Below are 23,649 nucleotides of genomic sequence, written 5' to 3' on the forward strand. Positions count from 1 at the left end.
GGAAGGGACCGAGGCCATGATGTACGGACACGGCATGGGTGCCGGCTGGACCCTGATGATCTTCGCTGTCGTCCTGCCCGCGCTGCTGCTCATCGCCGGGCTGATTCTCGCCCAGTTGTGGCGGAGACCGGTCGGGTCGCCGCCGGACGCCGACCCGTTGCGTGAGGCCGAGCAGGTCCTCGCCGACCGCTTCGCCCGTGGCGAGATCCAGACCGAGGAGTACGAACAGCGCCTGCACACCTTGCGCGCCGGCCGTCGCTGACGACCCAGGGACTCCTACGGAAGTGGTGAGCCATGGACGGCACTTACCAGACAAGACGCCGACGCCTCGTCGGCGTCCTCATCCGTACTCTGGCGGCGGTGATGCTCGCCGCACCGGTGGTGCTGACGAGTGCGGCGGCGTCCGCTGACCCCGGCAGCCAACCCGGAACCTCGGCGGGATACGGCTTCGACGCCTGCACGGCTCCTCCGAGCGCCACGATGACCGCCTGGCTGGCCTCGCCGTACCGGGCGGTCGGCATCTACTTCGGCGGCAACAACCGCGGCTGCGCTCAGCCCAACCTCACGGCGGAATGGGTCGCCGAGCAACAGGCGGCCGGCTGGCACCTGATCCCGCTCTATGTGGGACCGCAGGCGTCCTGCACCACGTCGAACAAGAAGAACCTCATCGACAACGCACAGGCCACCGCCCAGGGCCGGGCCGCGGCTCAGGACGCGGTCGCGCAGGCCACCGCGCTGGGTCTGGCACCGGAGAGCGTGCTGATCTACGACATGGAGGCCTACCGCACGGGCGACACCGCCTGTACGGCGGGCGTGCTGTCGTTCCTCAGTGCCTGGACGGTACGGCTGCACGACCTCGGCTACCTCTCCGGCTTCTACGGCAGCATGGGATCGGGCGTGGCCGACCAGGTGGCCGCCTTCACCACCACCGGGTACGCGCACCCCGACTACCTCGACTTCGCCCGCTGGGACGGCATCGCCACCGTGACCGACGCCGCCGTCCCGGCCGGCTACTGGCAGCCGCACCGCCGGATGAAGCAGTACCGCGGCGGCCACGACGAGACGTGGGGCGGCGTCACGATCAACATCGACAACGACTACCTCGACATCGCGCCGCTGCCGCCCGCCGGCCTCGCCGACTTCGACGGCAACGGCTGGTCCGACGTGCTCGCCCGGACGACCAGCTCGGGCGACGTGTTCTCGTATCACGGCAACGGCAGCTTCGTCGACACGACAACCCCGGACCGGATCGGCCACCTGTGGCAGAGCATGAACGCGATCGTGCGGATCGGGGACCTCGACCAGGACGGTCACGAGGACGTCATCGCCCGGCAGAGCTCGAACGGGGACCTCTGGTTCTACCCCGGTACCGGCTCCGGCCTCGGCACGCGCACACGGATCGGCACGGGCTGGAGCGGCCTGCGCGAGATCACCGGCATCGGCGACCTCGACCGCGACGGCAAGCCCGACGTGCTGGTGGCCCAGAGCAGCGACGGCAAGCTCTTCCTGTATCCCGGGCGGACGAGTCCGCGGCTCGGCCCGCGGGTCCAGGTGGGCAGCGGCTGGAACTCGATGAGTGAACTCGCCGGCGTCGGGGACTTCGACGGCGACGGCCATCCGGATCTGGTGGCCCGCAACACCTCCACCGGCGTGCTGTACCTCTACCCCGGGCGCACCGGCGGCTTCGGCGCCCGACAGCAGATCGGCACCGGCTGGGGCGGTATGCGCGACATCGTCGGGGTCGGCGACTTCGACCGTGACGGACACACCGATCTGGTGGCCGTGCAGAAGTCCACCGGCCGGCTGCTCCTCTACCGCGGCACCGGCACCGCACTTCGCTCCGGCGTGCAGATCGCGACCGGCTTCGGGGGGCTCGCCCCCGTCGCCTGAGCAGCGTTGCCACCACCGGCCCGGGCTCGTCGGCCCGGGCCGGACCTTCGCCGCCGGCAGACGGGACGTCGGACTCTGCCGCACCGTGCAGCCTGCGCGCTCTGCTGAGGGGGAACCTTGGAGGAGGTGTCATGAACCGCTATCCGCTGCGGGTCGAGGCACGCCGCGACGAGACCTTGAGCCGGTGGCTGTGGCTCGTCAAGTGGGCGTTGCTCATCCCGCACTACCTCGTCCTGGCCGTCCTCTGGTTGGGCTTCATCGTGCTCACCCTGGGCGCCTATCTGGCGGTCCTGTTCACCGGCAGGTACCCGTCCGCCATCCGCTCGTACAACCTCGCGGTGCTGCGCTGGTCCTGGCGGGTGAACTATTACGGCTACCAGGCGCTGGGCACCGATCGGTATCCGCCGTTCACGCTGGCCGACGTCCCGGATTATCCGGCCCGGCTGGAGCTGACGGACACGCCTCCGCCGCCGCGCTGGTTGCCTCTGGTCGCGTGGCTCCTGGCCCTGCCGCACATCCTGTTGCTCGGTGCACTCAGTGGCGCGGCGAGCTGGACCGTCGGCAACGATGCCACCACGACCTCCGTGCCGTTGAGCGTCGTGGGCCTCGGCATCCTCATCGCCGGTCTGAGCCTGCTGTTCACGGCCCGCTACCCGCGCGGCCTCTACGACCTGCTGGTCGGCGTGGCCCGGTGGAACCTGCGGGTCATCGCGTACGTGGCCCTGCTGACGCCCGGCTATCCGCCCTTCCGTCTGGATCAGGGCGACGCGGAACCCGACGACGACCCGGACGGGCCGGCCCGGGCCGCGCTACCGGGTGCCCGGGCCGAGGAGGCGGCCGCGGCGCAACCGGCCCGGCCCGCATCGGGCTCGGTGGCCGGTCCGGTCACCGCCCTGGTGGCCGGCGCGGTCCTGCTGATCCCGGCCGTCGGGCTCGGGGCCGCCGGTACCGCGCTGCTCGTCTTCGACGGGATGCGCGACAGCTCCGGGTACGTCACCAGCCCCGTCGTACGGGCGAGCAGTTCCACGGCCGCCGTCACGGCTGACGGCATCACGATCGAGGGCGGCGACTTCTGGGCTCGCCACCTCTCCGATGTCGGTGGCGTGCGCATCACGGTGGCGAGTACGAGCGGCAAGCCCGTGTTCGTCGGCATCGGCCGCCAGGCGCAGGTGGAGTCCTGGCTGTCCGGGACGGCCCGCGACAGCATCGTCGACGTCTCGGACAACCAGGCGACCTACGACCGGACGGCCGGGGCCGTCCGGGCTGTTCCCGCGCCTACCGAGCAGGACTTCTGGCTGGCGTCCGCCACGGGTACGCAGAACGCGACCCTGAAGTGGCAGGCCACCGACGGTGACTACACGGTGGTGCTGGCCAACGCCGACGGCTCCGTGGACGTGGTGACCCAGGTCCGGGCTTCGGCGCAGATCCCCCGATCTGTCCGCCCTCGGCGGGGGCGTGCTGGGTACGGGCATCCTGCTGGCGATTCTCGGTATCGGCCTGATCGTGCTGGGCGGCGTGAGCCTGGGCCGCCGGCACAGCGGGCCCCCGTCGTCGGCCGAACCACCGGTGGAGCCGCCCCGTACGGGACCGCCACCCCCGCAGTACCTGCCACCGCCCCCCGCGGTCGTCGCATCGCCGTAGCCGACCGTTGAGCAACCCGGAGAGACCCTGGAAAGGTCTCTCCGGCAACGGCGCACTCAACCGATCAGGAACACCGGACACGCGGCTTCCCGGACGAGGGCGCGACCGACCGGGCCGACGAGCGACGTCGTGGCGCCGGCATCGTGCCGGTCGATCACCACGACCGCCGCCCGTTGCGACGCTTCCACCAGGGCGTGGGCCGGCTCGCCGGCGACGTCGCCCGGTGCGTGCAGGACGACCAGCTCGCACCCGCGGAGCATCGCCTCGGTGCGGGCGAAGCCGACGGCCGGCGTGCGGCTCCGCCCGTCGGCGAGGACGACGACGGGCCGGTCGAAGAATCCGGTTCCAGGAGGTCCGGCGGACTCCGGGACGACCAGCGCGGGGCCACGGTGAAGGGCGGCGACCCGCTCTTCGATACGGAGCCCGAACGCGGTGCGGGCCGGACCGCCGTGATGTCCCACGACGACCATGTCCGTGTCGGAGAGCTCCTCGAGCAGCACGGTGGCCGCCGCGCCGACAGCGAGGTGACCGGAGACCGCGACGGCCGGCGCGCACTCGTTCACCCGGCCGGCCATCCGTTCGAGCAGTCGTGCCCCCCGGTCCCCCGCGTACCGGGCCGCACCGGCGGGCTGGACGTGCAGCAGATGCAGATTCCACCGACGCAACTCCGCTTCGACCACGGCATATTCGGCCGCGAGTCGTCCGGCCGGGGAGTCGTCCACGCCGACGACGACCGCGCCGTTCGCCGGCCGTTCGTCGCGCTGGTCCCTGTGCCTCTCGAGCACCCTCATCGCATCCTCCCGATGCTGCCGGATACTCGTCCAGCACAGCGCGTCGACCGGCCGGCGGGCAGGGCCACAGGTCCCGTCCGCCGCAGGCTCAGGTCACCGTCCCGCTCCACCGGGGCCGGGAGCACCGGCGGGGTGGTCCGGGTACGCGTACAGCTCGATCAACCGGTGCCGCGCCGCCTGCAGCCGGCCACCCATGACCGTCAGGAAACGTTCGGTGAGTTCCCGCCCGAGGCCCGGGTCCGCGTTGATGAGCAGGCGCACCTGGGCGGCGTCGAACTCGATCGCGTGGCAGTCCTCCGCGACAGCCGCGCCGAGGGTCCACCGATACGGCGGCAGCAACCAGGACCAGCCGACGACCCCGCCGGCACCGACGCGTTCGATGACGACGTCACCGCGGCCCGGCACGTGGAAGTCGAGAGCGACGACACCCGAGCGCACCAGCCAGAAGTGCCCGGCCGGGCCGTCCTCGCGGAACAGTCGGTAAGCCGTGTGCCGCAGCACCGGGCGGCCGTGGACCGCCAGCCGGCGCAGCCACGCCACCGGGAAGTCGCTGAGGAACGGATGCCGGACGAGCAGATCGAAGACGGACAAGGCTGCCATGACGCTCCTCCTGACGGGACCGACGGCTGAGGTAGTCAAACGACGCCGAACGGGGTTCCGACCCTGGAACCGCTGATCAGGCTGTCGTCGACGTCGAAGCCGAGACCGTCCGCCACGTCGACGACACCGGGGACCTGCCGGATCACCTGCGCGATCAGTTCGGCGGTCGACCGGAACCGCACCCGTCCGGCCAGGATGACGACGCCGCCGACGCATTCCACCCGGACAGTGGCGCCCTTGACCGCCATGACGTGGTGCAGCGCCTGCTCCACGACGTCGTGGCGGATCTCGGCGTCCGTGCGCCGGTGCACCTTGAGCAGGTCGCTCCGGGTGACGATGCCGACCAGGCGCCCGGAGGAGTCGACGACCGGAAGCCTTCTGACGTGCTCACGGTGCATGCGGCGGGCAGCTGCGGCCAGGGTCAGCGACGGTTCGGCGGTCACGACCGGCCAGGTCATCACCTCGACCGCGATGTGTCCGCGGGCCTTCACGCGATCAGTGTGACGGCGCCAGGTATCGAACATCCGGGGCGCCTGCCGGCCCGCGGCCCCGACCTTGTGCAGAAGGTCCGCCTCGGACACCAGACCGGCCAGCCGGCCCCGATCGTCGACGACCGGAAGCGCGCTCACCCGCCGGCTGAGCAACAGACCGACGATGTCACGGTAAGGGGTGCCTTCCCGCACCGTGACGACGTCCTTGGTCATGACGTCGTCCACATGCCACGTCTTCATGGCCGGACCCTCTCTGCTGCGGTGTGTACGGCCGCCGTCACCGGCGTCCGAGGTGTTTCATCTCCCGCTGGATGCGGCTCTCGGCCGGCTCCGCCGGCGCGTAGACGTCCCAGATGTGGAAGGCGACGCCGATGCCCCAGCCGAAGAGCGGGAACATCGGCCAGTAGAAGCCACCGACGTTCGTCAGCAGCCAGATGGCGTTCAGGAACGCGTTCACCAGCAGATACGCGATGAGATGGGCCTGCAGATCGCGCTTCTTGCGCAGTTGCTCGACAGCCAGTTGCCGCAGGTCGGCTTCGTCGTCCTCCGGGGTCACCCCGGCGGGATGGTAGGTGGACATGACTGTGCCTTTCCGTCGTCCGCGCGTTCGGGCGCGGTCTTCATCTCCGGTGGGCGTGGCGAGTCGCCGGATCGGCGTCGGGTGGCCAGATCCGGTCGATCAGGTCCTCCAGTACGGGACCGGCGACGATCAACAGCGCCAGCACCGCGAGGATCACGAGGATGAGCCATGACATGGCGGCACCTCCCAGCCTTCCGTGCCTGAGGGGATCGTCGCGCTGCCGGCCGCGCGCCGGCAGAGTCGTCGGCACCCCCTTCGGGAGCCCTTCGACCCGATGCTGCGGTGAGTCACGTGCCGGCCGGCCCCCGTAGTCGGGACCTGCCGCACTTCCGATGGACCGGGGCCGGGCCGACGATCGGGGAAACTGCCGAAAGGGGACCCGGCCATGAGAACCAAGGAGATCCTGGTGGGCACCGACGGCACAGCGGCTAGCCAGGCCGCGGTGCAGTGGGCGGCCCTGGAGGCGCAACGTCGTCGTCTGCTCCTGCGCATCGTGCACGTCTTCGACTGGGAGTGGCGCGCGGCCAGGTACGACAGCGGCACGGAATACATCGACGTGTCACGTCAGCTCGCTGAGGCCGTCGTCGCCAACGCCTCGGCCCAGGCGCGGGCGGTCGCGCCCGGCGTACCCCTCGAGCTGGACACCCTCATCGGTAACCCGGCTCCTCGGCTGCTGGCCGCGGCCGACGACACCGATCTGGTCGTGCTGGGCAGCCGTGGCCGGGGTGGATTCGCCAGCCTGCTGCTCGGCTCGGTGAGCCAGCGGGTGGCCACCCACGCGCCGTGCCCGGTGGTCGTCGTCCGCGGTCGCGGCAATGTCCTCGACGGGCCCGTCGCCGTCGGGGTGGACGACTCGCCGGCGGCCGACCACGTCCTCGCCACGGCGTTCGAGGCCGCCGCCGGGCGTGACGCCGCGCTCACGGTGATCCGCACGTACCTGCCGCCGCCACCGCTGTGGATGGCGGGGGTGCCGGTGACCGAGTTCTCGACGCCCGAGGAGGACGCCGCCGAACACCGGCGGGTGGAGGATCTGCTGACGCCGTGGCGCCAGAAGTACCCCGGGGTGAAGGTCGACATCACGGTGTCGCACGAAAGTCCCGCCGCGGTGCTGACCGGTGTTTCCTACAGTGCCCAGCTTGTCGTCGTGGGCAGCCACGGTCACGGCAGCATCGCCGGCGCCCTGCTCGGCTCGACCGGGATCCAGCTGCTGCACCACGCGGACTGCCCGGTGCTGATCGCGCGCCCGGCGGGGAGCGAGACCCGCCGTTCCTGACACCGGGAGTCACCCGGTGCCCGGGTCCCGGCGAAGAGGGGCCGAAGGTCCCGGTCCGAACGGTACGCCGCCTCTCCACCAGCCGCCCGCCACGGAGCTGAATGAGCAGTGTCGAACGAGGATCGAGAAAGGACGTGGAAGCCATGACCGCCGCAACCGACCCCAAGCCCGCCACCAGCCACCGGAGCACCCCGGAGACCCCCGCGGCACGTAGCGTCACAAGCACCACGACCGAGACCGCTTCGCAGAAGGCCACCCGCTACGTGCTCGCCGGGCTCCGGCTGGCCCTCGGCTGGGTGTTCCTCTGGGCCTTCCTGGACAAACTGTTCGGGCTCGGCCACGAAACCCCCTCGGCCAACGCCTGGATCGACGGCGGCAGTCCCACCAAGGGATTCCTCGGCAAGGCCGTCAGCGGGCCCTTCGAGGGCTTCTACCACAGCTTCGCCGGCGCGGCCTGGGCCGACGCCCTGTTCATGATCGGTCTCGCCGGCATCGGCATCGCTCTGCTGGCCGGCGTCGGGATGCGCATCGCCGCGGTCGCCGGCTCGCTGATGCTGGTGCTCATGTGGACCGCCGTCCTGCCGCCGGAGAACAACCCGTTCATGGACGATCACCTCATCTACGCGGGTGTCCTGGTGGTGCTCGCGCTCACCGCGGCCGGGAACACCCTCGGCCTCGGCGGGTACTGGAGCCGCCTGCCGATCGTGCGGCGACTCCCCTGGCTCAAGTGAACCCGGCAGCGAGCGTGGGGCGACATCCGGCAGCGGATGTCGCCCCACGCGTCTTCACCCGTACGGAGGAGGGATCATGAGCAGCAGTTATCTGATCGTCGTCGGAGTCGACGGGTCGCCGGGCGGGCGGCGCGCCCTGCAGTGGGCCGCCCGGGAGGCTGCCGGCCGCGGCGGTGCCGTGCAGGCGGTCATCGCCTGGTCCTGGGACGGCCTGGAGTACGGGCCGGTCGCCGCCACCCAGCCGCAGGAGGAGGCCGAACGCGCCGGCCGGCTGCTGGACCGCGAGATCAAGGAACTCGTCGCCCGCAACGGCTCCAGCCTCCCGGTGGCGGGCGAGGTCATCGAGGGACGCCCGGCCGAGGTGCTGAGCGCCGCCGGACGGGCGGCCGACCTGCTGGTGCTGGGCAGTCACGGCCACAGCCGGGTCCGGCACACCGTGCTGGGGTCGGTCAGCGAGGACTGCATCCGCAGAGCCACCTGCCCGGTCGTCGTCATCCCGGTGCCGGTCGAACATCCGGACGCAGCCGCCGAGCCGGTGCTGCGCACCTGACCGCAGCGCGGCGATGCCGGGTCGTCTCCCGTCGGAGACGACCCGGCATCGTGCCGTGATCTCAGAAGGACAGCATCCCGCTGACCAGCGCCTGCCAGGTCATCGGGCCGACGACCCCGTCGACCGCCATCGACGGCACATCGGCGTGGATCGCCGTCTGGAAGGCCCGCACGGCGGCGTCGGTCCGCGGCCCGAAGTCACCGTCGACCTGCAGCCCCCGGCCGGGGTCGCCGGAGAGGTCCCGGAACCGGAACTCCTCCTGGACTCCCCGCACGGCATTGCCCTGGTCACCCTTGCGGACCTCGATGATCAGCGAGCGCCAGGTGTTCGGACCGGCGATCCCGTCGGCCCCGAGGCCCTTCTGCCGCTGCCATTCGCGGACGGCGGCCTCGGTGAGGGGGCCGAAGATGCCGTCCACCGTGACGGTCCTGCCCCGGGCGCGCAGCAGATACTGCAGCGTGACGACCGGGTGTTCCTTGTCGCCCTGGCGCACCATCGGCCAGGGAAGCAACGTGCCTGCCATGTCGACCTGCCTTTCTCGTGCTGGGGATGTGCCTTGACCCGGACGTTAGTGACGCCGGGACCGGGCCGGCAGAGTCGTTGAGCCCATCTCCCCGCCGGTCCGCCCCAGGGCCGGTGATCCCGGCCGGGGCGGGTCCTCGGACCCTGTACCGCCCGCGCCGCCGCGACGAACGTGGACGGTGAAGGGAAAGGAGACTGCCATGACAGCACGGCTGAGGCTCTCGAGCTGCGGGCTCAGCGCGGGCAAGAAGGCCCGGTTGCACCGCATCCTCTACAAGCACGGTCTCGGCAACGGCACCGCACTGTTCCTGCCGTACGACCAGGGTCTGGAGCACGGACCGCGCGACTTCTTCGCCGACCCGATCGCCGCCGACCCGAAGTACATCGTCAAGCTGGCCCTCGAGGGCGGCTTCAACGGCATCGCGATCCAGATCGGGCTGGCCGAGAAGTTCTACTGGGACTACGCCGGTGAGGTCCCGCTCATCCTCAAGCTGAACGGCAAGACCGACATCCCGGCCGACACCCGCGCCCTGTCACCGCTGCACGCCGGTGTCGAGGACGCGGTCAGGCTCGGCGCCGATGCGGTCGGCTACACCCTGTACGTCGGCTCACCGGCCCAGGATGCCGACTTCGCCCAGTACCGCGTCGTCCGCCAGGACGCGCAGCGGCTCGGGATGCCGCTGATCGTGTGGGCGTACCCGCGCGGTGAGGCCATCGAGCACAAGGGCGGCAAGGACTCGTTCTACGCCGTGCACTACGCGGCCCGCACCGCCAGCGAGCTCGGCGCCGACGTCGTCAAGGTGAACTTCCCGCACCCGGAGAAGCACACCGATGTGCCGGCCCCGTACACCGCGGACTTCAGCAGCCAGCAGGCCATCGACGCCGTCGTGCGCGCCGCGAACCGCACCATGGTGCTCGTGTCCGGCGGTTCCCGGGCCGGCGACGACGCGATGATCGAAAAGGCGGCGGAGTCCATGTCCGCCGGGGCGACCGGGCTCATCTTCGGCCGCAACGTGTGGCAGCGCGATCACGACGAGTCCCTGCGTTTCGTCGATCGGCTGCGCGAGATCCTCGCCAAGTACCCGACGCCCTGAGGGAGGATCGTCATGAAGGCACTCGTCGTCTATGAATCGATGTTCGGCAACACCGAGAAGGTCGCCCGGGCCGTCGCCGACGGACTCGGCGAGCGACTCGAGGTCACCTTGGCCGACGTCGGCACCATGCCGCGCGCCTTCGGCACGGATCTGCTCGTGGTGGGTGGACCGACCCACGCGTTCGGCATGAGCCGGCCGTCCACCCGGGAGCAGTCCGCTCAGCAGGGCGAGGTCCGGTCCGGCGCCGTCGACGTGGGGGTGCGTGAGTACCTCGACTGCTCACCGTCGCTGACGGGCATGTCCGCCGCCGCGTTCGACACCAGGATCGACAAACCGTTCCTGCCGGGCTCGGCCGCGCGCCGGATCCAACGGCATCTGCGCCGGCTGGGCTGCCACATCGTGCTACCCGCGCAGAGCTTCCTGGTCAGGGGGACGACCGGGCCGCTCGAAGTGCTTGAGGAGAAGAACGCCCGTCAGTGGGGCGCGTCGCTGGCGGCGACCGTCACGGCTGCGCGGCAGACGGCCTGAGCGGTGCACCGTCCAGCTCTCAGGCGATGAGGACGGCCGCGCCGTTGACGCGGTCGGCGGCCAGGTCGGCGAGGGCGATGCCGGCCTGCGCCATCGGGTACGGGTTCACGGCCACGGTCAGTCTGTGGCCGGCGGCGAAGCTGAGCAGCTCCCGGCCGTCCTCGCGGGTGTTCGACGTGACGCTGCGCAGCGTGCGCTCCTGGAACAGATCACGCTCGTAGTCGAGGGTGGGGATGTCACTCAGGTGAATCCCCGCCACGGCCAGAGTGCCGCCCCGCTCCAGTGCCTGCAGCGCCACCGGGACGAGGTCGCCGACCGGCGCGAACAGTACGGCGGCGTCGAGCGGCTCCGGCGGAACGTCGTACGCCCCGCCCGCCGACGCGGCCCCGAGGTCGAGAGCCAGCTTCTGCGCCTGCGGTGACCGGGTCAGAACGTGCACCCGGGCACCCTGCGCGAGAGCCACCTGCGCGGTGAGGTGCGCGGAGGCTCCGAAGCCGTAGATGCCGAGCCGCCCACCCGGCGGCAGCTCCGCGCGGCGTAGAGCGCGGTAGCCGATGATGCCGGCGCAGAGCAGTGGTGCCAGCTCAGCGACGGAGTATCCGTCCGGCAGGGCATAGGCGAAGTCCGCGGGCACCGTGGTGCAGTCGGCATAGCCACCGTCGGCATCCCAGCCGGTGTACCGCGACTGCGGGCACAGGTTCTCCGCGCCCGACCGGCAGTACCGGCAGGCCCCGCAGGTCTCGCGGAGCCAGGCGACGCCCACCCGGTCCCCCGGCCGGAACCCGGTCACGCCGGCCCCGAGCTCCAGGACGTGACCCACCACCTCGTGACCGGGCACGACCGACGCCCGGTGAACGGGCAGGTCTCCCGCGGCGACATGCAGGTCGGTGCGGCAGACCCCGCAGGCGTCCACCGCCACGAGCAGTTCTCCCGGTGCGGGCCGGGGCACCACCACGGGCACGCGCCGCAGCGCCTGCGAGAGGTCGGAACCCGGGGACCGCACCTGCCATGCCAGCATGATGACCGCTCCTTGCGCGCCGAGGGCCGTACGTATCGCTGTCGATGGTCGCTCGTGGTGGTCCCGCCGGACCAGGGCCACCCGGCCCGGCCGAGGCGGTCGGGCGGCGCCGCGGCAGCAGACCCGGCGCGGGACCAACGGCCCTGTCAGCAGGCCGCCGCGGGCGCGATGCTTTCCCTGACGCCCACCGGATGTCCATCAGCACCGCAGCGGCCGGGAGACAAGGACATGGCCTGCGGACCATCAGACCCACCGTCGTCAAGACGGGCACCGGCCGACACGGCGGGACAGCCGGTGGGCGTCCCGAGACCGGTACACGACCCGGATCGCATCCGCGGGAGGCCCGCCATGAAGGCTCACATCGGTGACCGGCTCGTCCTCGAGGGCACCCACCTCGGCGACGGCCGGCGGACTGCCGTCGTCACCGCCTTGCATCACCGCGACGGCACGCCGCCGTACGAGGTCCGGTGGCTCGACGACGGCCGGACCACGCTGATCTTTCCTGGACCCCAGGCCCGGATCGAGCCGGCCACGCAGCCGGGGACCCCGATGACGGAGCCGGGGTCATGACCGCCGTGGCCGGGGTCCCGGTCGTCGTGGGGGTCGACGGCTCCCGGCGCAGCCTCGACGCGGTCGAGGCAGCCGCCGCCGAAGCGGTCCTGCGGCACCGCCCGTTGCGCATAGTGCACGCGTTCGTCTGGCCCACCGTGGGCGTCGCGGTCTCGCCCGGGCTGGCCGGGCCGTCCCTGCAGGCCTTCCGTGACCAGGCGGAGGAGATCCTCGTCGAGGCTCGGCAGCTCGCCACGAAGGTGGCACCCGACACCCCCATCACCGCCCGGATCCTGAACGGCGGACCCGGTCAGGTCCTGCGGGACGAGAGCAGACAGGCGGTCCTGCTCGTCCTGGGCGACCGCGGGCTCGGCGGATTCACCGAGCTGCTGATCGGCTCCGTCGCCGTGCAGACGGCCTCCCACGGCGCCTGTCCCGTCATGGTCGTCCGCGGCGATCGGCACAGCGCCGGCCCGATCGTGGTCGGCGTCGACGGGTCCGCGGTCTCGTTGCGGGCCCTCGACCACGCCGTCGAGGAGGCAGCGCTGCGCGGCGCTGAACTGCTGGCCGTGCACGCGTGGACCGGTGACGCAGCCACCGAGCTCAACGACACCCTGCCGATCTCCTACGAGTTCTGGTCCGGTGACCAGGAGGAGAAGCGGGTCCTGGCGGAGGCGCTCGCCGGCGTCGCCCAGCGGTGTCCCGACGTGCCGGTCCGCCGCGAGGTGGTCAGGGGATCCGCCCGCCGCCTGCTCGTCGAGCACTCGCGGACGGCCCAGCTCGTCGTCGTCGGCGATCGCGGCCACGGCGGTGTCGCCGGGCTCGTGCTGGGCTCCGTGAGCCAGCACCTCATCCACCGCGCGGCCTGCCCGGTCGTGGTGGTCCGGCCGGCACCGCAGGACCGATCCTGAGCGGCGGGCCCGGCCGCGGCAAGCGTTGGAGGTGCACGATGTCCGATCAACCCACGATGCAGCTCCCACCTGAGCGGGAGCCCGGGCCCGGCACGGGGCACAACCGCGCACTGCGCACTGCCCTCATCGCCGCGCTGACCACCTTCGTCCTGGTCCTGCCGGTGGCTGTTCTCCTGTTGGTGCGCTACGGCGGCGACACCACCGGGCCGGGCACGTCCCAGCCGGCCACGCCCGCCGTCACCACCCCGCAGACCAGTGGCGGCAGCACACCCGCGGCACCGGCAACGACCTCGGCGCCCCGGCCACCGGACGGGCGCATCGCACTCGGCACGCTGCGCGAGGCCACCCTGACCATTCCCCGCTGGCCCGCCGACAACGTCCAGGGCCCGCACGGCAGGCTCCGCTTCCACCACGGCATCGTCAGTATCGCGCCGAAGCCGGCCGTCACCGGGAAACCACCGGTGGGCGGTGAGATCGTCATCCTCGCGGTGACCTACGGCGACCTCGACCGCGACGGCGCCGAGGAGACAATCGCCGAGATCGGCTGCCTGATCGAAGGCGGCAGCAAGCAACTGGTCGCCTTCGACCGCGACCCGGCCGGCCAGATCGTCACCATGGGGACCGTCGTCGCCACGACCGGCGAAATCCGGGACATCGCGTCCGACAGTGCCACGGTGCGCCGCGACGGCACGATCGCCGTACGGCTCAGTGATTATCAGCGCTGCTGTGACGACCGGACCCCGCAGGTCTGGCAGACCCGGGGCTACGGCTGGGACCACGGCCGGTTCCGGCAGGTGAGCGGCCCGGCGAGGCTGCCGGCCAATCCCGCGGTGACGCAGACCTCCCTGTCGGCCGGTGATCTGATTCTCGGACCCGCCGTCGACGGCTACCGGTACGGCACGGTGACCGTGACCCTCGCCCACCGATGGGGCGCGCGGCCCAGGCACCTGGTGGTGACCTTCTACCCCGAGGCCGGACTCGAACGGGCCGGCACGGCATGGCCGCCCGTCACGGCGCAGCAGGGCTCGTTCTCCGTGATCCTCGACCCACCCGCCGTACGGGGCTCGAAGACGGTGAGTTACGCCTTCCGTCGTCCCGCCGCGACACCCGGCGGCCACCTGGACATCGACGTCTCCGGACTCTCGGCCGGCAACGCGCCGCTGAGTGAGGCGATCCCGTTCGACAACATCGCCACGGCCGCGATCCGCACCGTGAACTGACGCCCTGAGGAAGGACGACCCGCCGTGTCTTTGTCCGCGCCGGCCCGCCGGCTGCGCGCAGCCGCCCGATCGGCGTTGCACGCGCCGTCGGTGTTCAACAGTCAGCCCTGGAGCTGGCGGATCAATGGTGACACCCTGCTGCTGTACGCCGATCGCAGCCGGCAGCTCCACAGCATCGATCCTGACGGCCGGCTGCTCATGATCAGCTGTGGTGCGGCCCTGCACCACGCCCGTACCGCTCTCGCCGCGGACGGGTGGAGCGCCGAGGTCGAGTGCCTGCCCGGCGCCGGTCATCCCGATCTGCTCGCGCGGATCCGCCTGGGCGCCGCCGTCCCGCCCGGCCCGCGGACACGCCGGACGGCCGGGGCGATCAGGCGCCGCCGCACCGACCGGCGGCCCTTCGGTGACCGCGCCGTCCCCGAAAACCTGCTCACCCGGCTGCGCCGCTGCGTCGAGCTGGAGGGGGCGTACCTGCACGTCGTGCGCCAGGATCAGGTGCCGGCCCTCGCTGTCGCGTGCGAGCACGCCGCCGGCGCGGAGCACGAGGATCCGGCCTACCTCGCCGACCTCGATCGCTGGACCGACCGGCCGGCCTGGCGGGGAGATGGTGTCCCGGCCGGGACCGCGGTGCGGCCGGCCCTGCGGCGGGTGCCGGTCCGGGACTTCGCACCCGGAGGAACCGCCGGGCTGGTGACCGGTACGGGCGTCGACAAGGGCGCCGCCTACGTCATCCTGTTCGGATCGGCGGACCAGCCGGGTGATCTGCTCCGCGCCGGAGAGGCCCTGTCGGCCCTTCTGCTGCTGGCCACCGCGGAGGGCCTCGCCAGCGCGACGCTCAGCGAAGCGGTCGAGGTGTCCTGGCCCCGGCTGTTGCTGCGCGATCTGCTGTCCGGGCTCGGCGAGCCGTACCTGGCGGTCCGGCTGGGCTACCGGGTGTCCGGCCAGCCGGTGCCCGCGACGCCGCGGCGGTTCCCGGCCGAGGCGATCAAGGTCGTGGCACCGCGGAGCGGCTGAGCGGCATGGACGGACGTGCGGGGGAAGGCCGCCTGGTGGCCGGCTCCGGGCGCATCGGCCCGGGCGGTCGCGACCATCGGCCCTCGCCGTGCCACGGCCGGGCGGCTCAGGCTGGTCGTATCCCGTCGAGGAGGTCCCCATGACCGCGGAGCGGCACGACGTGACACCCCTGCCGGACCTGTTGCACGGGCAGGCCCGCGGCGGCCCGGCCCGTGAGCGCCGACCGGTCTATCTGGACCTGCTGCCACCCTGCAATGCGGGTTGCCCCGCCGGCGAGAACATCCAGGCCTGGCTGGCGCCGGCCCGGAGCGGCGATCACGAGGCCGCCTGGCGCATCCTGGTGGCCGACAACCCGTTCCCGGCGATCCACGGCCGCGTCTGCTATCACCCCTGCGAGGACGTCTGCAACCGCGCCCACCTGGACAGCGCCGTCTCCATCCACGGGGTGGAACGTTTCCTGGGCGACCTCGCCATCGAGCGGGGCTGGTCCCTCGATCCGCCGCGAGCCGCGACCGGCCGGCGCGTGCTGGTCGTCGGCGCCGGTCCCAGCGGTCTGTCGGCGGCCTACCACCTGGCCCGGCTGGGGCACGAGGTGGAGATCCGCGACGCCGGCGCCGAGCCGGGCGGCATGATGCGGTACGGCATTCCCGCGTACCGCCTCCCCCGTGACGTGCTCGCCGCCGAGATCGACCGGCTCATCCGGATGGGCATCACGATCACCCTCGATCATCCGGTACACGACCTGGCCGTCGAGCGCCGCGACGGGGGCTTCGACGCGGTCTTCGTGGCGGTCGGCGCGCACCTGTCCAAGCGGACCGAGATCCCGGCCCGCGAGGCGAGCCGCATCCTCGACGCGGTGAGTTTCCTGCGCGACGTCGCCGCGGGCGAGCGCCCGGCGATCGGTCGCCGCGTCGCCGTGTACGGCGGCGGCAACACCGCCATGGACGCCGCGCGCGTGGCCCGGCGGCTGGGCGCCGAGGACGCGCTCATCGTCTACCGGCGTACCCGCGGCCAGATGCCCGCGCACGCCGAGGAGGCCGACGAGGCCGAACGCGAAGGCGTCAAGATCAACTGGCTGCGCACCATCCAGGCCGTCGACGGGCCGGTCGTCACCGTCGAGGTGATGGAGCTGGACGGGTCCGGCCGCCCCGTGCCCACCGGCCGCACCGAGACCCTGGCCGCCGACACCGTGATCCTCGCGCTGGGCCAGCGCGCCGAGACGGCGTTCCTGCACACCGTGCCGGGCATCGAGTTCACCGCGGACGGCACAGTCGTCGTGTCGGCGTCGTTCATGACCGGTTGCCCGGGAGTGTTCGCCGGTGGCGACATGGTGCCCGCCGAGCGGACCGTCACCGTCGGCGTCGGGCACGGCCGCAAGGCCGCCCGGCACATCGACGCCTACCTGCGCTCCGGAACGTTCACCGCGCCCGCCAAGCACCCCACGGCCGAGTTCGGACTGCTGCATCCCTGGTACTTCGGCGACTCCGGCCGCCGGCATCAGCCGCAGCGGGACCCAGCCGCCCGGATCACCGACTTCACCGAGGTCGTCGGCGGGCTGGACGCCGCGGCCGCGACGTTCGAGGCGGGTCGTTGCCTGTCGTGCGGCAACTGCTTCGAGTGTGACGGCTGCCTCGGCGCCTGCCCGGAGGACGCCGTCATCAAGCTGGGACCCGGCAACCGCTACCGCTTCGACTACGACCGCTGCACCGGTTGCGCCACGTGCTTCACCCAGTGCCCGGTGCACGCCATAGAGATGGTTCCCGAGCATCCGGGGCCGGCGGCGGGCACTCCCGAGGAGGCGACGACATGATCCGCCGCACGGTCGACGGGAACGAGGCCGCCGTGTCGGTGGCCTACCTGCTGAACGAAGTGTGCTGCATCTATCCGATCACACCGTCCTCACCGATGGCCGAGCTGGCCGACGAGTGGTCCGCCGCCGGGCGCCCGAACATCTGGGGGTCGGTGCCGACCGTCGTGGAGATGCAGAGCGAGGGTGGTGCGGCCGGTGCCCTGCACGGCGCCCTGCAGAGCGGCGCACTGACGACCACCTTCACCGCGTCGCAGGGCCTGTTGCTGATGATTCCGAACATGTACAAGATCGCCGGAGAGCTCACTCCCGCGGTCCTGCACGTGGCGGCCCGGTCGCTGGCCGCGCAGGGCCTGTCGATCTTCGGCGACCATTCCGACGTCATGGCGGTCCGCGCGACCGGCTTCGCCATGCTCGCGTCGGGCTCGGTGCAGGAAGCCCAGGATCTCGCTCTGGTGGCGCAGGCGGCGTCCCTGCGCACCCGGGTGCCGTTCGTGCACTTCTTCGACGGCTTCCGCACGTCGCACGAGCTCAACACGATCGAGGTGCTGACCGACGACGACCTGCGGGCGCTGGTTCCGGCCGAGCTGGTCCGGGCCCATCGCGGGCGCTCGATGTCGCCGGAGCGGCCCTTCATCCGGGGCACCGCGCAGAATCCCGACGTCTACTTCCAGGGCCGGGAGACCGTGAACCCGTTCTACACGCGCGTGCCGGACGCGGTTCAGGACGCCATGGATCAGCTCGGCGACCGCACCGGCCGCCGACTCGGCGTCGTCGAGTACTCCGGCGATCCCCGGGCGGACCGGGTCGTCGTCCTGATGGGATCGGGCGCCGAGACCGCCCGGGAGACCGCGGCCCATCTGGTCGCGGCGGGAGAACGGGTCGGGGTGCTCCAGATCCGGCTGTTCCGGCCGTTCCCCGCCGCGGCGGTGCTGGCCGCCCTGCCACCCGCCGCCCGCCGCATCGCGGTGCTCGACCGGACCAAGGAGCCGGGATCGCAGGGCGAACCGCTGTTCCTGGACGTGCTGGCCGCACTCGCCGAGAGCGGCCGGCCCACCATGCCCACGGTGATCGGCGGCCGGTACGGTCTCGGTTCCAAGGAGTTCACCCCCGCCATGGTCGCCGGCGTCTTCGCCGAGCTCGGCCGCGAACACCCACGACCGCGGTTCACCGTCGGCATCGTCGACGACGTCACCGGCGCCAGCCTGCCCTACGACGACGCACTGGACATCGAACCTCCGGACACGGTGCGCGCGGTGTTCTTCGGACTCGGCTCGGACGGCACCGTCGGCGCCAACAAGAACACGATCAAGATCCTCGGCGCCGATCCGCGGCTGCACGCCCAGGGCTACTTCGTCTACGACTCGAAGAAGTCCGGCTCGATGACCGTGTCGCACCTGCGCTTCGGTCCCGCCCCGATCCGAGCGCCGTATCTGGTGGGCAAGGCCGATTTCGTCGCCTGCCACCACATGAGTCTGCTGGAACGCGTCGACGTGCTGGCCCGGGCCGCGGACGGCGCGACGCTGCTGCTGAACTGCCCGACGCCGGCCGCCCAGGTGTGGGATGAGCTGTCCCTGCCCGTCCAGCGGCAGATCCTCGCCAAGCGCCTGACGGTGCACGTCGTCGACGCCGACCGGGTGGCCGAGGAGTCCGGCCTGCCCGGCCGCACCAACACCGTGCTGCAGACGTGCTTCTTCGCCGTCTCCGGCGTTCTGCCGTCCGGCGAGGCGATCGAGAAGATCAAGGAGAGCATCACCAAGACGTACGGCCGGCGCGGCACTGAGGTCGTCGCGAGAAACCACGCCGCGGTCGATCACGCTCTCGAGGCGTTGCACCGGGTGCCGGTGCCGGATCGGGCCACAGCCTCCCGTGGCCTGCCACCGACCGTCCCGGCCGACGCGCCGGAGTTCGTGCGGACCGTCACCGCCGCCATGATGGCCGGTCACGGCGATCAGCTACCGGTCAGTGCGTTGCCGGTCGACGGCACCTATCCCGGCGGCACCACCGCGTACGAGAAGCGCAACATCTCCGATTTGGTCGCCCGCTGGGATCCGCAGCTGTGCATCCAGTGCGGCAACTGCAGCTTCGTCTGTCCGCACAGTGTGATCCGGTCCAAGTTCTACGACCTCAAGGAGCTGGCCGGGGCACCCGACGGCTTCCCGTCCGCGCCGCTGGAGACCCGCGGTCTGCCTGATTCGCGGTTCACCCTGCAGGTCTACCTCGAGGACTGCACCGGCTGCGGCCTGTGTGTCGAGGCATGCCCGGTCAGCGCGCCCGCCGCGCCGGCGCGAAAGGCCATCAATCTGGCCGCCCGGGAGCCACGGCTGGACACCGGCCGCGCCGACATCGCCTTCTTCGAGACCCTGCCCACGGCCGACCGGACACGCGTCGATTTCGGTACGGTTCGCGGCGCCCAGTTCCTGCAACCGTTGTTCGAGTTCTCCCTGGCCTGCGCGGGATGCGGCGAGACGCCGTACCTGAAGGTGATGTCGCAGTTGTTCGGCGACCGCCTGATGGTCGCCAACGCCACCGGCTGCTCCTCGATCTACGGTGGGAACCTGCCGACGACCCCGTGGACGCACAATGCCGAGGGTCGGGGGCCGGCCTGGTCGAACTCGCTGTTCGAGGACAACGCCGAGTTCGGGCTCGGGTTCCGGCTCGCCGCTGACCTGCACCGGGACTTGGCCGCCGATCGGCTGCGCCGGCTGCGTGACCGGCTCGGCCCCGACCTGGTCGACGCGATCCTGTCGGCGCCCCAGCAGCGCGAGTCCGAGTTCGCCGCCCAGCGGACCCGCCTCGCGGAGCTGAACCACCGGCTCACCGGCCTGGACGACGAGCCGGCCGTCGTCGATCTGCGCAGTGTCCTGGATCATCTGGTACGGCGCAGCGTGTGGATCGTCGGTGGTGACGGCTGGGCGTACGACATCGGCTCGGGCGGCCTCGACCACGTGCTGGCCACCGGGCGTGACGTCAACGTCCTGGTCCTGGACACCGAGGTCTACTCCAACACGGGCGGCCAGATGTCCAAGGCCACCCCGCTCTCCGCGGTCGCCCGGTTCGCCGCCGGCGGCAAGACAACGCCCAAGAAGGACCTGGCGCTGCAGGCCATCGCCTACGGCAATGTCTACGTCGCACGCATCGCCATGGGTGCCGACCCGCAACAGACGCTGACGGCCCTGCGAGAGGCCGAGGCGTACGACGGGCCGTCACTGATCATCGCGTACAGCCACTGCATCGCCCACGGCATCGACATGCGGGACGGCATGAACCAGCAGCACCGGGCCGTGGCCACGGGCTACTGGCCGCTGATGCGTTACGACCCTGTGCTGCGGGCCGCGGGCCGGAATCCGTTCCTGCTCGACTCGCCGCGGCCGCACCTGCCCCTCACCGAGTTCACCGAGCGTGAGCTGCGCTTCCGGCAGCTGCGGGGCAGCGATCCGGCGGAGGCGCGGCGGCTGGCCGTCCTGGCCCAGGAGGCCGTGGACCAGCGATGGCAGGTGTACGAGGAGATGGCCACCCGCGGTCCCGAGCACTTCCCCGCCGACGCCCGGTCGGTCCGACCCGCGCAGCCACAGGAGGCACCATGACCACGACGATCGGCGTCGTCCGGGAGACCGCCCCCGGGGAACGCCGGGTGGCGCTCACCCCCGACGGCACCGGGCGCCTCACCACGAGCGGCTTCCAGGTCCTGGTCGAGAAAGGCGCAGGGCAAGGGGCCTGGTTCGACGACGACGAGTACGCCGCCGCGGGTGCGACGGTGTGCACACGCGATGACGTGTTCGCCGACAGCGACGCCCTGCTGTGCATCGACGCGCCGCCGGAGCCCGGCGCGCTGCACACCGGCCAGTTGCTCATCGGTCTGCTCTCCCCGCTCACCGAGCCGGACCTGATCCGGTCGCTGGCCACGGCGGGCGTGACGGCTGTTAGCCTCGACCTGCTGCCCCGCACCCTCGGCCGGGCCCAGGCGATGGACGCGCTGACCTCGCAGGCGAACGTCGCCGGATACAAGGCCGTCCTGCTCGCGGCCGCGGCGTACGCCGGCTACTTCCCGATGTTGATGACCGCCGCCGGAACCACCCGGCCCGCGCAGGTCCTCGTCCTCGGTGCCGGGGTCGCGGGACTGCAGGCGATCGCCACCGCCCGTCGGCTGGGTGCCCTGGTGACCGGCTACGACGTCCGGGAGGCGGCCCGGTCCGACCTCGCCTCCACCGGTGCGACGGTGCTGGACCTTCCGGGACCGGCCGGGACCGGCACCGGCGGCTACGCCCGCGAGCTCACCGGGTCCGAGGCCCAGGCGCAGCAGCAGGCCCTCGATGCCGCCGTCGCCCGGTTCGACGTGGTCGTCACGACCGCGCAGGTGCCGGGGCGGCGCCCGCCGGAGCTCGTCTCACCGGACGGCCTGGCCGCCATGCGACCGGGCTCGGTGGTGGTGGACCTCGCGGCGGGCCCGCGCGGCGGCAACGTCGCCGGGTCGGTCCCGGACGCCACGATCGTCACCGCCCGTGGCGTCACCGTGATCGGGGCGGGCAACCTGCCCGCCACCGTGCCGCACGCCGCCTCGACCGCGTACTCGCGCAATGTGTGCGCTCTGCTCGCCTGCCTCGCCCCGGGCGGCGTCCGCACCGTCGACCTCAGCGACGAGGTGCAGGCCGCTGTGGTCGTGACCCACGGCGGCCGGATCATCCACCCCCTCGTGCCGGGGGTTCTCGACGAGGAGGTCACCCCATGAGTCCGCTCCTGCTGGCCGACATCACGGTTTTCGTACTGGCCCTGCTGGTCGGCTTCGAGGTCATCAGCAAGGTCCCGGCCACCCTGCACACGCCCCTGATGTCCGGTGCGAACGCCATCCACGGCGTCATCCTCGTCGGCGTGATGATCCTCGCGGCCACCACGACGACCACGGTGGGATATCTGCTGTTGCTCATCGCCGCGGCGTTCGCGGCCATGAACGTGGTCGGCGGCTACATCGTGACCGACCGGATGCTCGCCATGTTCCACGCCCGGCGGGAGAGCCGGTCATGAACACCGTCGACACCGTCGTGCACCTGGTCTACCTCGCCTGCGCGACGTGCTTCGTGCTCGGCCTGCATCTCATGAACGCACCCGCGACGGCCCGCCGCGGCAATCAGCTGTCCGCCGCCGGAATGGCCACCGCCGTCGCCGCCACCGTGGTGGTGCTCGCCCGGCAGCACCGGATCACCGCCGTCGCCGTCGTGGTACTCCTCGTCGGCGTGCTGGGCGGCGCGATTGCCGGTCTCGTGACCGCACGCACGGTCAAGATGACCGCCATGCCGCAGCTGGTCAGTCTCTTCAACGCGGTCGGCGGCGGCGCCGCCGCGCTGGTCGCCCTGGGCGATGCCGTCGAGCGCAGCGACGTGCCGGCGGCCCTGCCGCTGCGGACCACCACGACGATCGTGCTGGACCTGTTCATCGGCGGGCTCACCTTCAGCGGATCGCTGGTGGCCTCCGGCAAGCTCGCGGGCAAGGTGCCCGGCCGGCCGGTCGTCGTCGCGGGCGGCCGCGGCCTCGTGGTGCTGCTCGGTCTCAGCGCGGCCGCGGTGGCCGCGCTGTTCCTGACCGGGCACGGCGGCATCGCGGCCCTGTCCGGCGTCACGATCGCCGCGCTCGCGGTGGGCGTCCTGGCCACGCTGCCGATCGGTGGCGCCGACATGCCGGTGGTCATCTCACTGCTGAACGCGTGCACCGGAACGGCCGTCGCCATGGCCGGCTTCGTCCTCGGCAGCACCGTCCTGATCATCGCCGGCGCGCTCGTCGGGGCGGCTGGTGCCATTCTGACCAAGTTGATGGCCGACGCCATGAACCGCTCGATCACCGCGATCGTCGCGGGCGGTTACGGCACCGGGGACGAGCAGACCGGCGGACCGGCGACGGCCGCGCACGGCACGGTCCGGGAGACCACCGTCGACGACGCCGCCGTGCAGCTCGCCTACGCCGGCAAGGTGGTGATCGTGCCGGGGTACGGCCTCGCCGCGGCACAGGCTCAGCACGAGGTCGTCGCCCTGGCCCAGGCACTGAGTGAGCGCGGGGTGGAGGTGAGCTACGGCATCCATCCGGTCGCCGGGCGCATGCCGGGCCATATGAACGTGCTCCTCGCCGAGGCGAACGCCCCGTACACCCAGCTCAAAGACCTCGACGAGATCAATCCGGAGTTCGCCCGGACGGATGTGGTCCTGGTCGTGGGGGCGAACGACGTCACCAACCCGGCCGCGCGCCGGCCCGGCAACCCGGTCTCCGGGATGCCGATCCTCGACGTGGACAAGGCGAAGAGCATCATCGTCGTCAAGCGCTCGCTCGGGCACGGCTATGCCGGCATCGACAACGAGTTGTACACCGATCCGAAGACCGCGATGCTCTTCGCGGACGCCAAGGTCGGCCTCCAGGCCCTCATCACCGGTCTGCACGCCTATGCCTGAGGCCG

General features: G+C 71.8%; 24 protein-coding genes. 17 read left to right on the plus strand and 7 right to left on the minus strand.

Features of this window, described 5'->3' with window-relative positions; translation table 11 throughout:
- Positions 1–16: 16 nt before the first annotated feature.
- The 3 genes from AB0C12_RS26800 (at position 17) to AB0C12_RS26810 (ending at position 3,542) form a co-directional block, all read left to right on the plus strand.
- Entirely contained in the window at positions 17–262 is a 246-nt protein-coding gene (locus AB0C12_RS26800; RefSeq protein WP_360552490.1) for an SHOCT domain-containing protein, read from the plus strand.
- 101 nt (positions 263–363) lie between these two features.
- Positions 364–1,890, plus strand: a complete 1,527-nt coding sequence (locus AB0C12_RS26805; RefSeq protein WP_360552854.1) for a glycoside hydrolase domain-containing protein — start codon at positions 364–366, stop codon at positions 1,888–1,890.
- A gap of 131 nt (positions 1,891–2,021) precedes the next feature.
- Entirely contained in the window at positions 2,022–3,542 is a 1,521-nt protein-coding gene (locus AB0C12_RS26810; RefSeq protein ID WP_360552492.1) for a DUF4389 domain-containing protein, read from the plus strand.
- Between the two features lie 45 nt (positions 3,543–3,587).
- On the opposite strand, the gene AB0C12_RS26815 is transcribed toward AB0C12_RS26810, so the two are convergent.
- The 5 genes from AB0C12_RS26815 to AB0C12_RS26835 all read right to left on the minus strand — a co-directional run bounded on the left by AB0C12_RS26815 (position 3,588) and on the right by AB0C12_RS26835 (position 6,168).
- On the minus strand, positions 3,588–4,322 hold the full coding sequence (locus AB0C12_RS26815; protein WP_360552494.1) for a universal stress protein: 735 nt from the start codon (positions 4,320–4,322) through the stop codon (positions 3,588–3,590).
- 93 nt (positions 4,323–4,415) lie between these two features.
- The gene (locus AB0C12_RS26820) at positions 4,416–4,922 is read right to left on the minus strand and encodes a Crp/Fnr family transcriptional regulator (RefSeq protein ID WP_360552496.1); all 507 of its coding nucleotides are present in this window, start codon (positions 4,920–4,922) and stop codon (positions 4,416–4,418) included.
- Positions 4,923–4,957: 35 nt separating this feature from the next.
- Positions 4,958–5,653 (minus strand): CBS domain-containing protein, encoded by a 696-nt coding sequence (locus AB0C12_RS26825; RefSeq protein ID WP_360552497.1) that lies wholly within the window; start codon positions 5,651–5,653, stop codon positions 4,958–4,960.
- A gap of 37 nt (positions 5,654–5,690) precedes the next feature.
- On the minus strand, positions 5,691–5,993 hold the full coding sequence (locus AB0C12_RS26830; protein ID WP_360552499.1) for a 2TM domain-containing protein: 303 nt from the start codon (positions 5,991–5,993) through the stop codon (positions 5,691–5,693).
- A 40-nt stretch (positions 5,994–6,033) separates the two neighbouring features.
- Positions 6,034–6,168: a hypothetical protein gene (locus AB0C12_RS26835; protein ID WP_360552501.1), complete on the minus strand. Its 135-nt coding sequence runs from the start codon at positions 6,166–6,168 to the stop codon at positions 6,034–6,036.
- A 210-nt stretch (positions 6,169–6,378) separates the two neighbouring features.
- Between AB0C12_RS26835 and AB0C12_RS26840 the strand changes: the two genes are divergently transcribed.
- The 3 genes from AB0C12_RS26840 to AB0C12_RS26850 all read left to right on the plus strand — a co-directional run bounded on the left by AB0C12_RS26840 (position 6,379) and on the right by AB0C12_RS26850 (position 8,547).
- Positions 6,379–7,266: a universal stress protein gene (locus AB0C12_RS26840; RefSeq protein WP_360552503.1), complete on the plus strand. Its 888-nt coding sequence runs from the start codon at positions 6,379–6,381 to the stop codon at positions 7,264–7,266.
- A gap of 143 nt (positions 7,267–7,409) precedes the next feature.
- Positions 7,410–7,997 (plus strand): DoxX family protein, encoded by a 588-nt coding sequence (locus tag AB0C12_RS26845; RefSeq protein WP_360552505.1) that lies wholly within the window; start codon positions 7,410–7,412, stop codon positions 7,995–7,997.
- 76 nt (positions 7,998–8,073) lie between these two features.
- Positions 8,074–8,547 carry a universal stress protein gene (locus AB0C12_RS26850; RefSeq protein ID WP_360552507.1) on the plus strand — a complete coding sequence of 158 codons (474 nt, stop codon included), beginning with the start codon at positions 8,074–8,076 and terminating at the stop codon, positions 8,545–8,547.
- Positions 8,548–8,608: 61 nt separating this feature from the next.
- Here the strand turns inward: AB0C12_RS26850 and AB0C12_RS26855 are convergent, their stop codons facing one another.
- A complete protein-coding gene (locus tag AB0C12_RS26855; RefSeq protein WP_360552509.1) occupies positions 8,609–9,070 on the minus strand; it encodes a peptidoglycan-binding protein in 462 nt (153 codons plus the stop codon).
- 199 nt (positions 9,071–9,269) lie between these two features.
- Between AB0C12_RS26855 and AB0C12_RS26860 the strand changes: the two genes are divergently transcribed.
- Together AB0C12_RS26860 and AB0C12_RS26865 are read left to right on the plus strand one after the other, a co-directional pair.
- On the plus strand, positions 9,270–10,163 hold the full coding sequence (locus tag AB0C12_RS26860; RefSeq protein ID WP_360552511.1) for a fructose-bisphosphate aldolase: 894 nt from the start codon (positions 9,270–9,272) through the stop codon (positions 10,161–10,163).
- A 12-nt stretch (positions 10,164–10,175) separates the two neighbouring features.
- Positions 10,176–10,691: a flavodoxin domain-containing protein gene (locus tag AB0C12_RS26865; protein ID WP_360552513.1), complete on the plus strand. Its 516-nt coding sequence runs from the start codon at positions 10,176–10,178 to the stop codon at positions 10,689–10,691.
- A gap of 19 nt (positions 10,692–10,710) precedes the next feature.
- Here the strand turns inward: AB0C12_RS26865 and AB0C12_RS26870 are convergent, their stop codons facing one another.
- Positions 10,711–11,709: a zinc-binding alcohol dehydrogenase family protein gene (locus tag AB0C12_RS26870; RefSeq protein ID WP_360552515.1), complete on the minus strand. Its 999-nt coding sequence runs from the start codon at positions 11,707–11,709 to the stop codon at positions 10,711–10,713.
- A gap of 348 nt (positions 11,710–12,057) precedes the next feature.
- Between AB0C12_RS26870 and AB0C12_RS26875 the strand changes: the two genes are divergently transcribed.
- The 9 genes from AB0C12_RS26875 (at position 12,058) to AB0C12_RS26915 (ending at position 23,644) form a co-directional block, all read left to right on the plus strand.
- The gene (locus tag AB0C12_RS26875; RefSeq protein WP_360552517.1) at positions 12,058–12,279 is read left to right on the plus strand and encodes a DUF1918 domain-containing protein; all 222 of its coding nucleotides are present in this window, start codon (positions 12,058–12,060) and stop codon (positions 12,277–12,279) included.
- Positions 12,276–13,169, plus strand: coding sequence for a universal stress protein (locus AB0C12_RS26880; protein WP_360552519.1), 894 nt, complete (start codon positions 12,276–12,278; stop codon positions 13,167–13,169). Before AB0C12_RS26875 ends, AB0C12_RS26880 begins: the two co-directional genes overlap by 4 nt.
- Before the next feature lie 38 nt (positions 13,170–13,207).
- Positions 13,208–14,389 (plus strand): hypothetical protein, encoded by a 1,182-nt coding sequence (locus AB0C12_RS26885; RefSeq protein ID WP_360552521.1) that lies wholly within the window; start codon positions 13,208–13,210, stop codon positions 14,387–14,389.
- A 24-nt stretch (positions 14,390–14,413) separates the two neighbouring features.
- Entirely contained in the window at positions 14,414–15,403 is a 990-nt protein-coding gene (locus AB0C12_RS26890; RefSeq protein ID WP_360552523.1) for a nitroreductase, read from the plus strand.
- A 139-nt stretch (positions 15,404–15,542) separates the two neighbouring features.
- Positions 15,543–17,213 carry an NAD(P)-binding protein gene (locus AB0C12_RS26895; RefSeq protein ID WP_360552525.1) on the plus strand — a complete coding sequence of 557 codons (1,671 nt, stop codon included), beginning with the start codon at positions 15,543–15,545 and terminating at the stop codon, positions 17,211–17,213.
- Positions 17,210–20,797 (plus strand): pyruvate:ferredoxin (flavodoxin) oxidoreductase, encoded by a 3,588-nt coding sequence (nifJ, locus tag AB0C12_RS26900; protein WP_360552527.1) that lies wholly within the window; start codon positions 17,210–17,212, stop codon positions 20,795–20,797. The genes AB0C12_RS26895 and nifJ overlap by 4 nt, the downstream gene beginning before the upstream one ends.
- Positions 20,794–21,939 carry an NAD(P) transhydrogenase subunit alpha gene (locus AB0C12_RS26905; protein WP_360552529.1) on the plus strand — a complete coding sequence of 382 codons (1,146 nt, stop codon included), beginning with the start codon at positions 20,794–20,796 and terminating at the stop codon, positions 21,937–21,939. Before nifJ ends, AB0C12_RS26905 begins: the two co-directional genes overlap by 4 nt.
- Positions 21,936–22,232 (plus strand): NAD(P) transhydrogenase subunit alpha, encoded by a 297-nt coding sequence (locus AB0C12_RS26910; RefSeq protein ID WP_360552531.1) that lies wholly within the window; start codon positions 21,936–21,938, stop codon positions 22,230–22,232. The genes AB0C12_RS26905 and AB0C12_RS26910 overlap by 4 nt, the downstream gene beginning before the upstream one ends.
- Complete coding sequence (locus AB0C12_RS26915; protein ID WP_360552533.1) at positions 22,229–23,644, plus strand: NAD(P)(+) transhydrogenase (Re/Si-specific) subunit beta; 1,416 nt, start codon at positions 22,229–22,231, stop codon at positions 23,642–23,644. The genes AB0C12_RS26910 and AB0C12_RS26915 overlap by 4 nt, the downstream gene beginning before the upstream one ends.
- Positions 23,645–23,649 lie beyond the last annotated feature (5 nt).

Source organism: Actinoplanes sp. NPDC048967 (genome assembly GCF_040649415.1).
Lineage (GTDB): Bacteria > Actinomycetota > Actinomycetes > Mycobacteriales > Micromonosporaceae > Actinoplanes.

What these genes read in the sequence shown, in the direction of transcription:
- AB0C12_RS26800 (WP_360552490.1), top strand. Translation starts at nt 17, where the DNA reads ATGATGTACGGACACGGCATGGGTGCCGGCTGGACCCTGATGATCTTC.
- AB0C12_RS26805 (WP_360552854.1), top strand. Translation starts at nt 364, where the DNA reads ATGCTCGCCGCACCGGTGGTGCTGACGAGTGCGGCGGCGTCCGCTGAC.
- AB0C12_RS26810 (WP_360552492.1), top strand. Translation starts at nt 2,022, where the DNA reads ATGAACCGCTATCCGCTGCGGGTCGAGGCACGCCGCGACGAGACCTTG.
- AB0C12_RS26815 (WP_360552494.1), bottom strand. Translation starts at nt 4,322, where the DNA reads ATGAGGGTGCTCGAGAGGCACAGGGACCAGCGCGACGAACGGCCGGCG.
- AB0C12_RS26820 (WP_360552496.1), bottom strand. Translation starts at nt 4,922, where the DNA reads ATGGCAGCCTTGTCCGTCTTCGATCTGCTCGTCCGGCATCCGTTCCTC.
- AB0C12_RS26825 (WP_360552497.1), bottom strand. Translation starts at nt 5,653, where the DNA reads ATGAAGACGTGGCATGTGGACGACGTCATGACCAAGGACGTCGTCACG.
- AB0C12_RS26830 (WP_360552499.1), bottom strand. Translation starts at nt 5,993, where the DNA reads ATGTCCACCTACCATCCCGCCGGGGTGACCCCGGAGGACGACGAAGCC.
- AB0C12_RS26835 (WP_360552501.1), bottom strand. Translation starts at nt 6,168, where the DNA reads ATGTCATGGCTCATCCTCGTGATCCTCGCGGTGCTGGCGCTGTTGATC.
- AB0C12_RS26840 (WP_360552503.1), top strand. Translation starts at nt 6,379, where the DNA reads ATGAGAACCAAGGAGATCCTGGTGGGCACCGACGGCACAGCGGCTAGC.
- AB0C12_RS26845 (WP_360552505.1), top strand. Translation starts at nt 7,410, where the DNA reads ATGACCGCCGCAACCGACCCCAAGCCCGCCACCAGCCACCGGAGCACC.
- AB0C12_RS26850 (WP_360552507.1), top strand. Translation starts at nt 8,074, where the DNA reads ATGAGCAGCAGTTATCTGATCGTCGTCGGAGTCGACGGGTCGCCGGGC.
- AB0C12_RS26855 (WP_360552509.1), bottom strand. Translation starts at nt 9,070, where the DNA reads ATGGCAGGCACGTTGCTTCCCTGGCCGATGGTGCGCCAGGGCGACAAG.
- AB0C12_RS26860 (WP_360552511.1), top strand. Translation starts at nt 9,270, where the DNA reads ATGACAGCACGGCTGAGGCTCTCGAGCTGCGGGCTCAGCGCGGGCAAG.
- AB0C12_RS26865 (WP_360552513.1), top strand. Translation starts at nt 10,176, where the DNA reads ATGAAGGCACTCGTCGTCTATGAATCGATGTTCGGCAACACCGAGAAG.
- AB0C12_RS26870 (WP_360552515.1), bottom strand. Translation starts at nt 11,709, where the DNA reads ATGCTGGCATGGCAGGTGCGGTCCCCGGGTTCCGACCTCTCGCAGGCG.
- AB0C12_RS26875 (WP_360552517.1), top strand. Translation starts at nt 12,058, where the DNA reads ATGAAGGCTCACATCGGTGACCGGCTCGTCCTCGAGGGCACCCACCTC.
- AB0C12_RS26880 (WP_360552519.1), top strand. Translation starts at nt 12,276, where the DNA reads ATGACCGCCGTGGCCGGGGTCCCGGTCGTCGTGGGGGTCGACGGCTCC.
- AB0C12_RS26885 (WP_360552521.1), top strand. Translation starts at nt 13,208, where the DNA reads ATGTCCGATCAACCCACGATGCAGCTCCCACCTGAGCGGGAGCCCGGG.
- AB0C12_RS26895 (WP_360552525.1), top strand. Translation starts at nt 15,543, where the DNA reads ATGACCGCGGAGCGGCACGACGTGACACCCCTGCCGGACCTGTTGCAC.
- nifJ (WP_360552527.1), top strand. Translation starts at nt 17,210, where the DNA reads ATGATCCGCCGCACGGTCGACGGGAACGAGGCCGCCGTGTCGGTGGCC.
- AB0C12_RS26905 (WP_360552529.1), top strand. Translation starts at nt 20,794, where the DNA reads ATGACCACGACGATCGGCGTCGTCCGGGAGACCGCCCCCGGGGAACGC.
- AB0C12_RS26910 (WP_360552531.1), top strand. Translation starts at nt 21,936, where the DNA reads ATGAGTCCGCTCCTGCTGGCCGACATCACGGTTTTCGTACTGGCCCTG.
- AB0C12_RS26915 (WP_360552533.1), top strand. Translation starts at nt 22,229, where the DNA reads ATGAACACCGTCGACACCGTCGTGCACCTGGTCTACCTCGCCTGCGCG.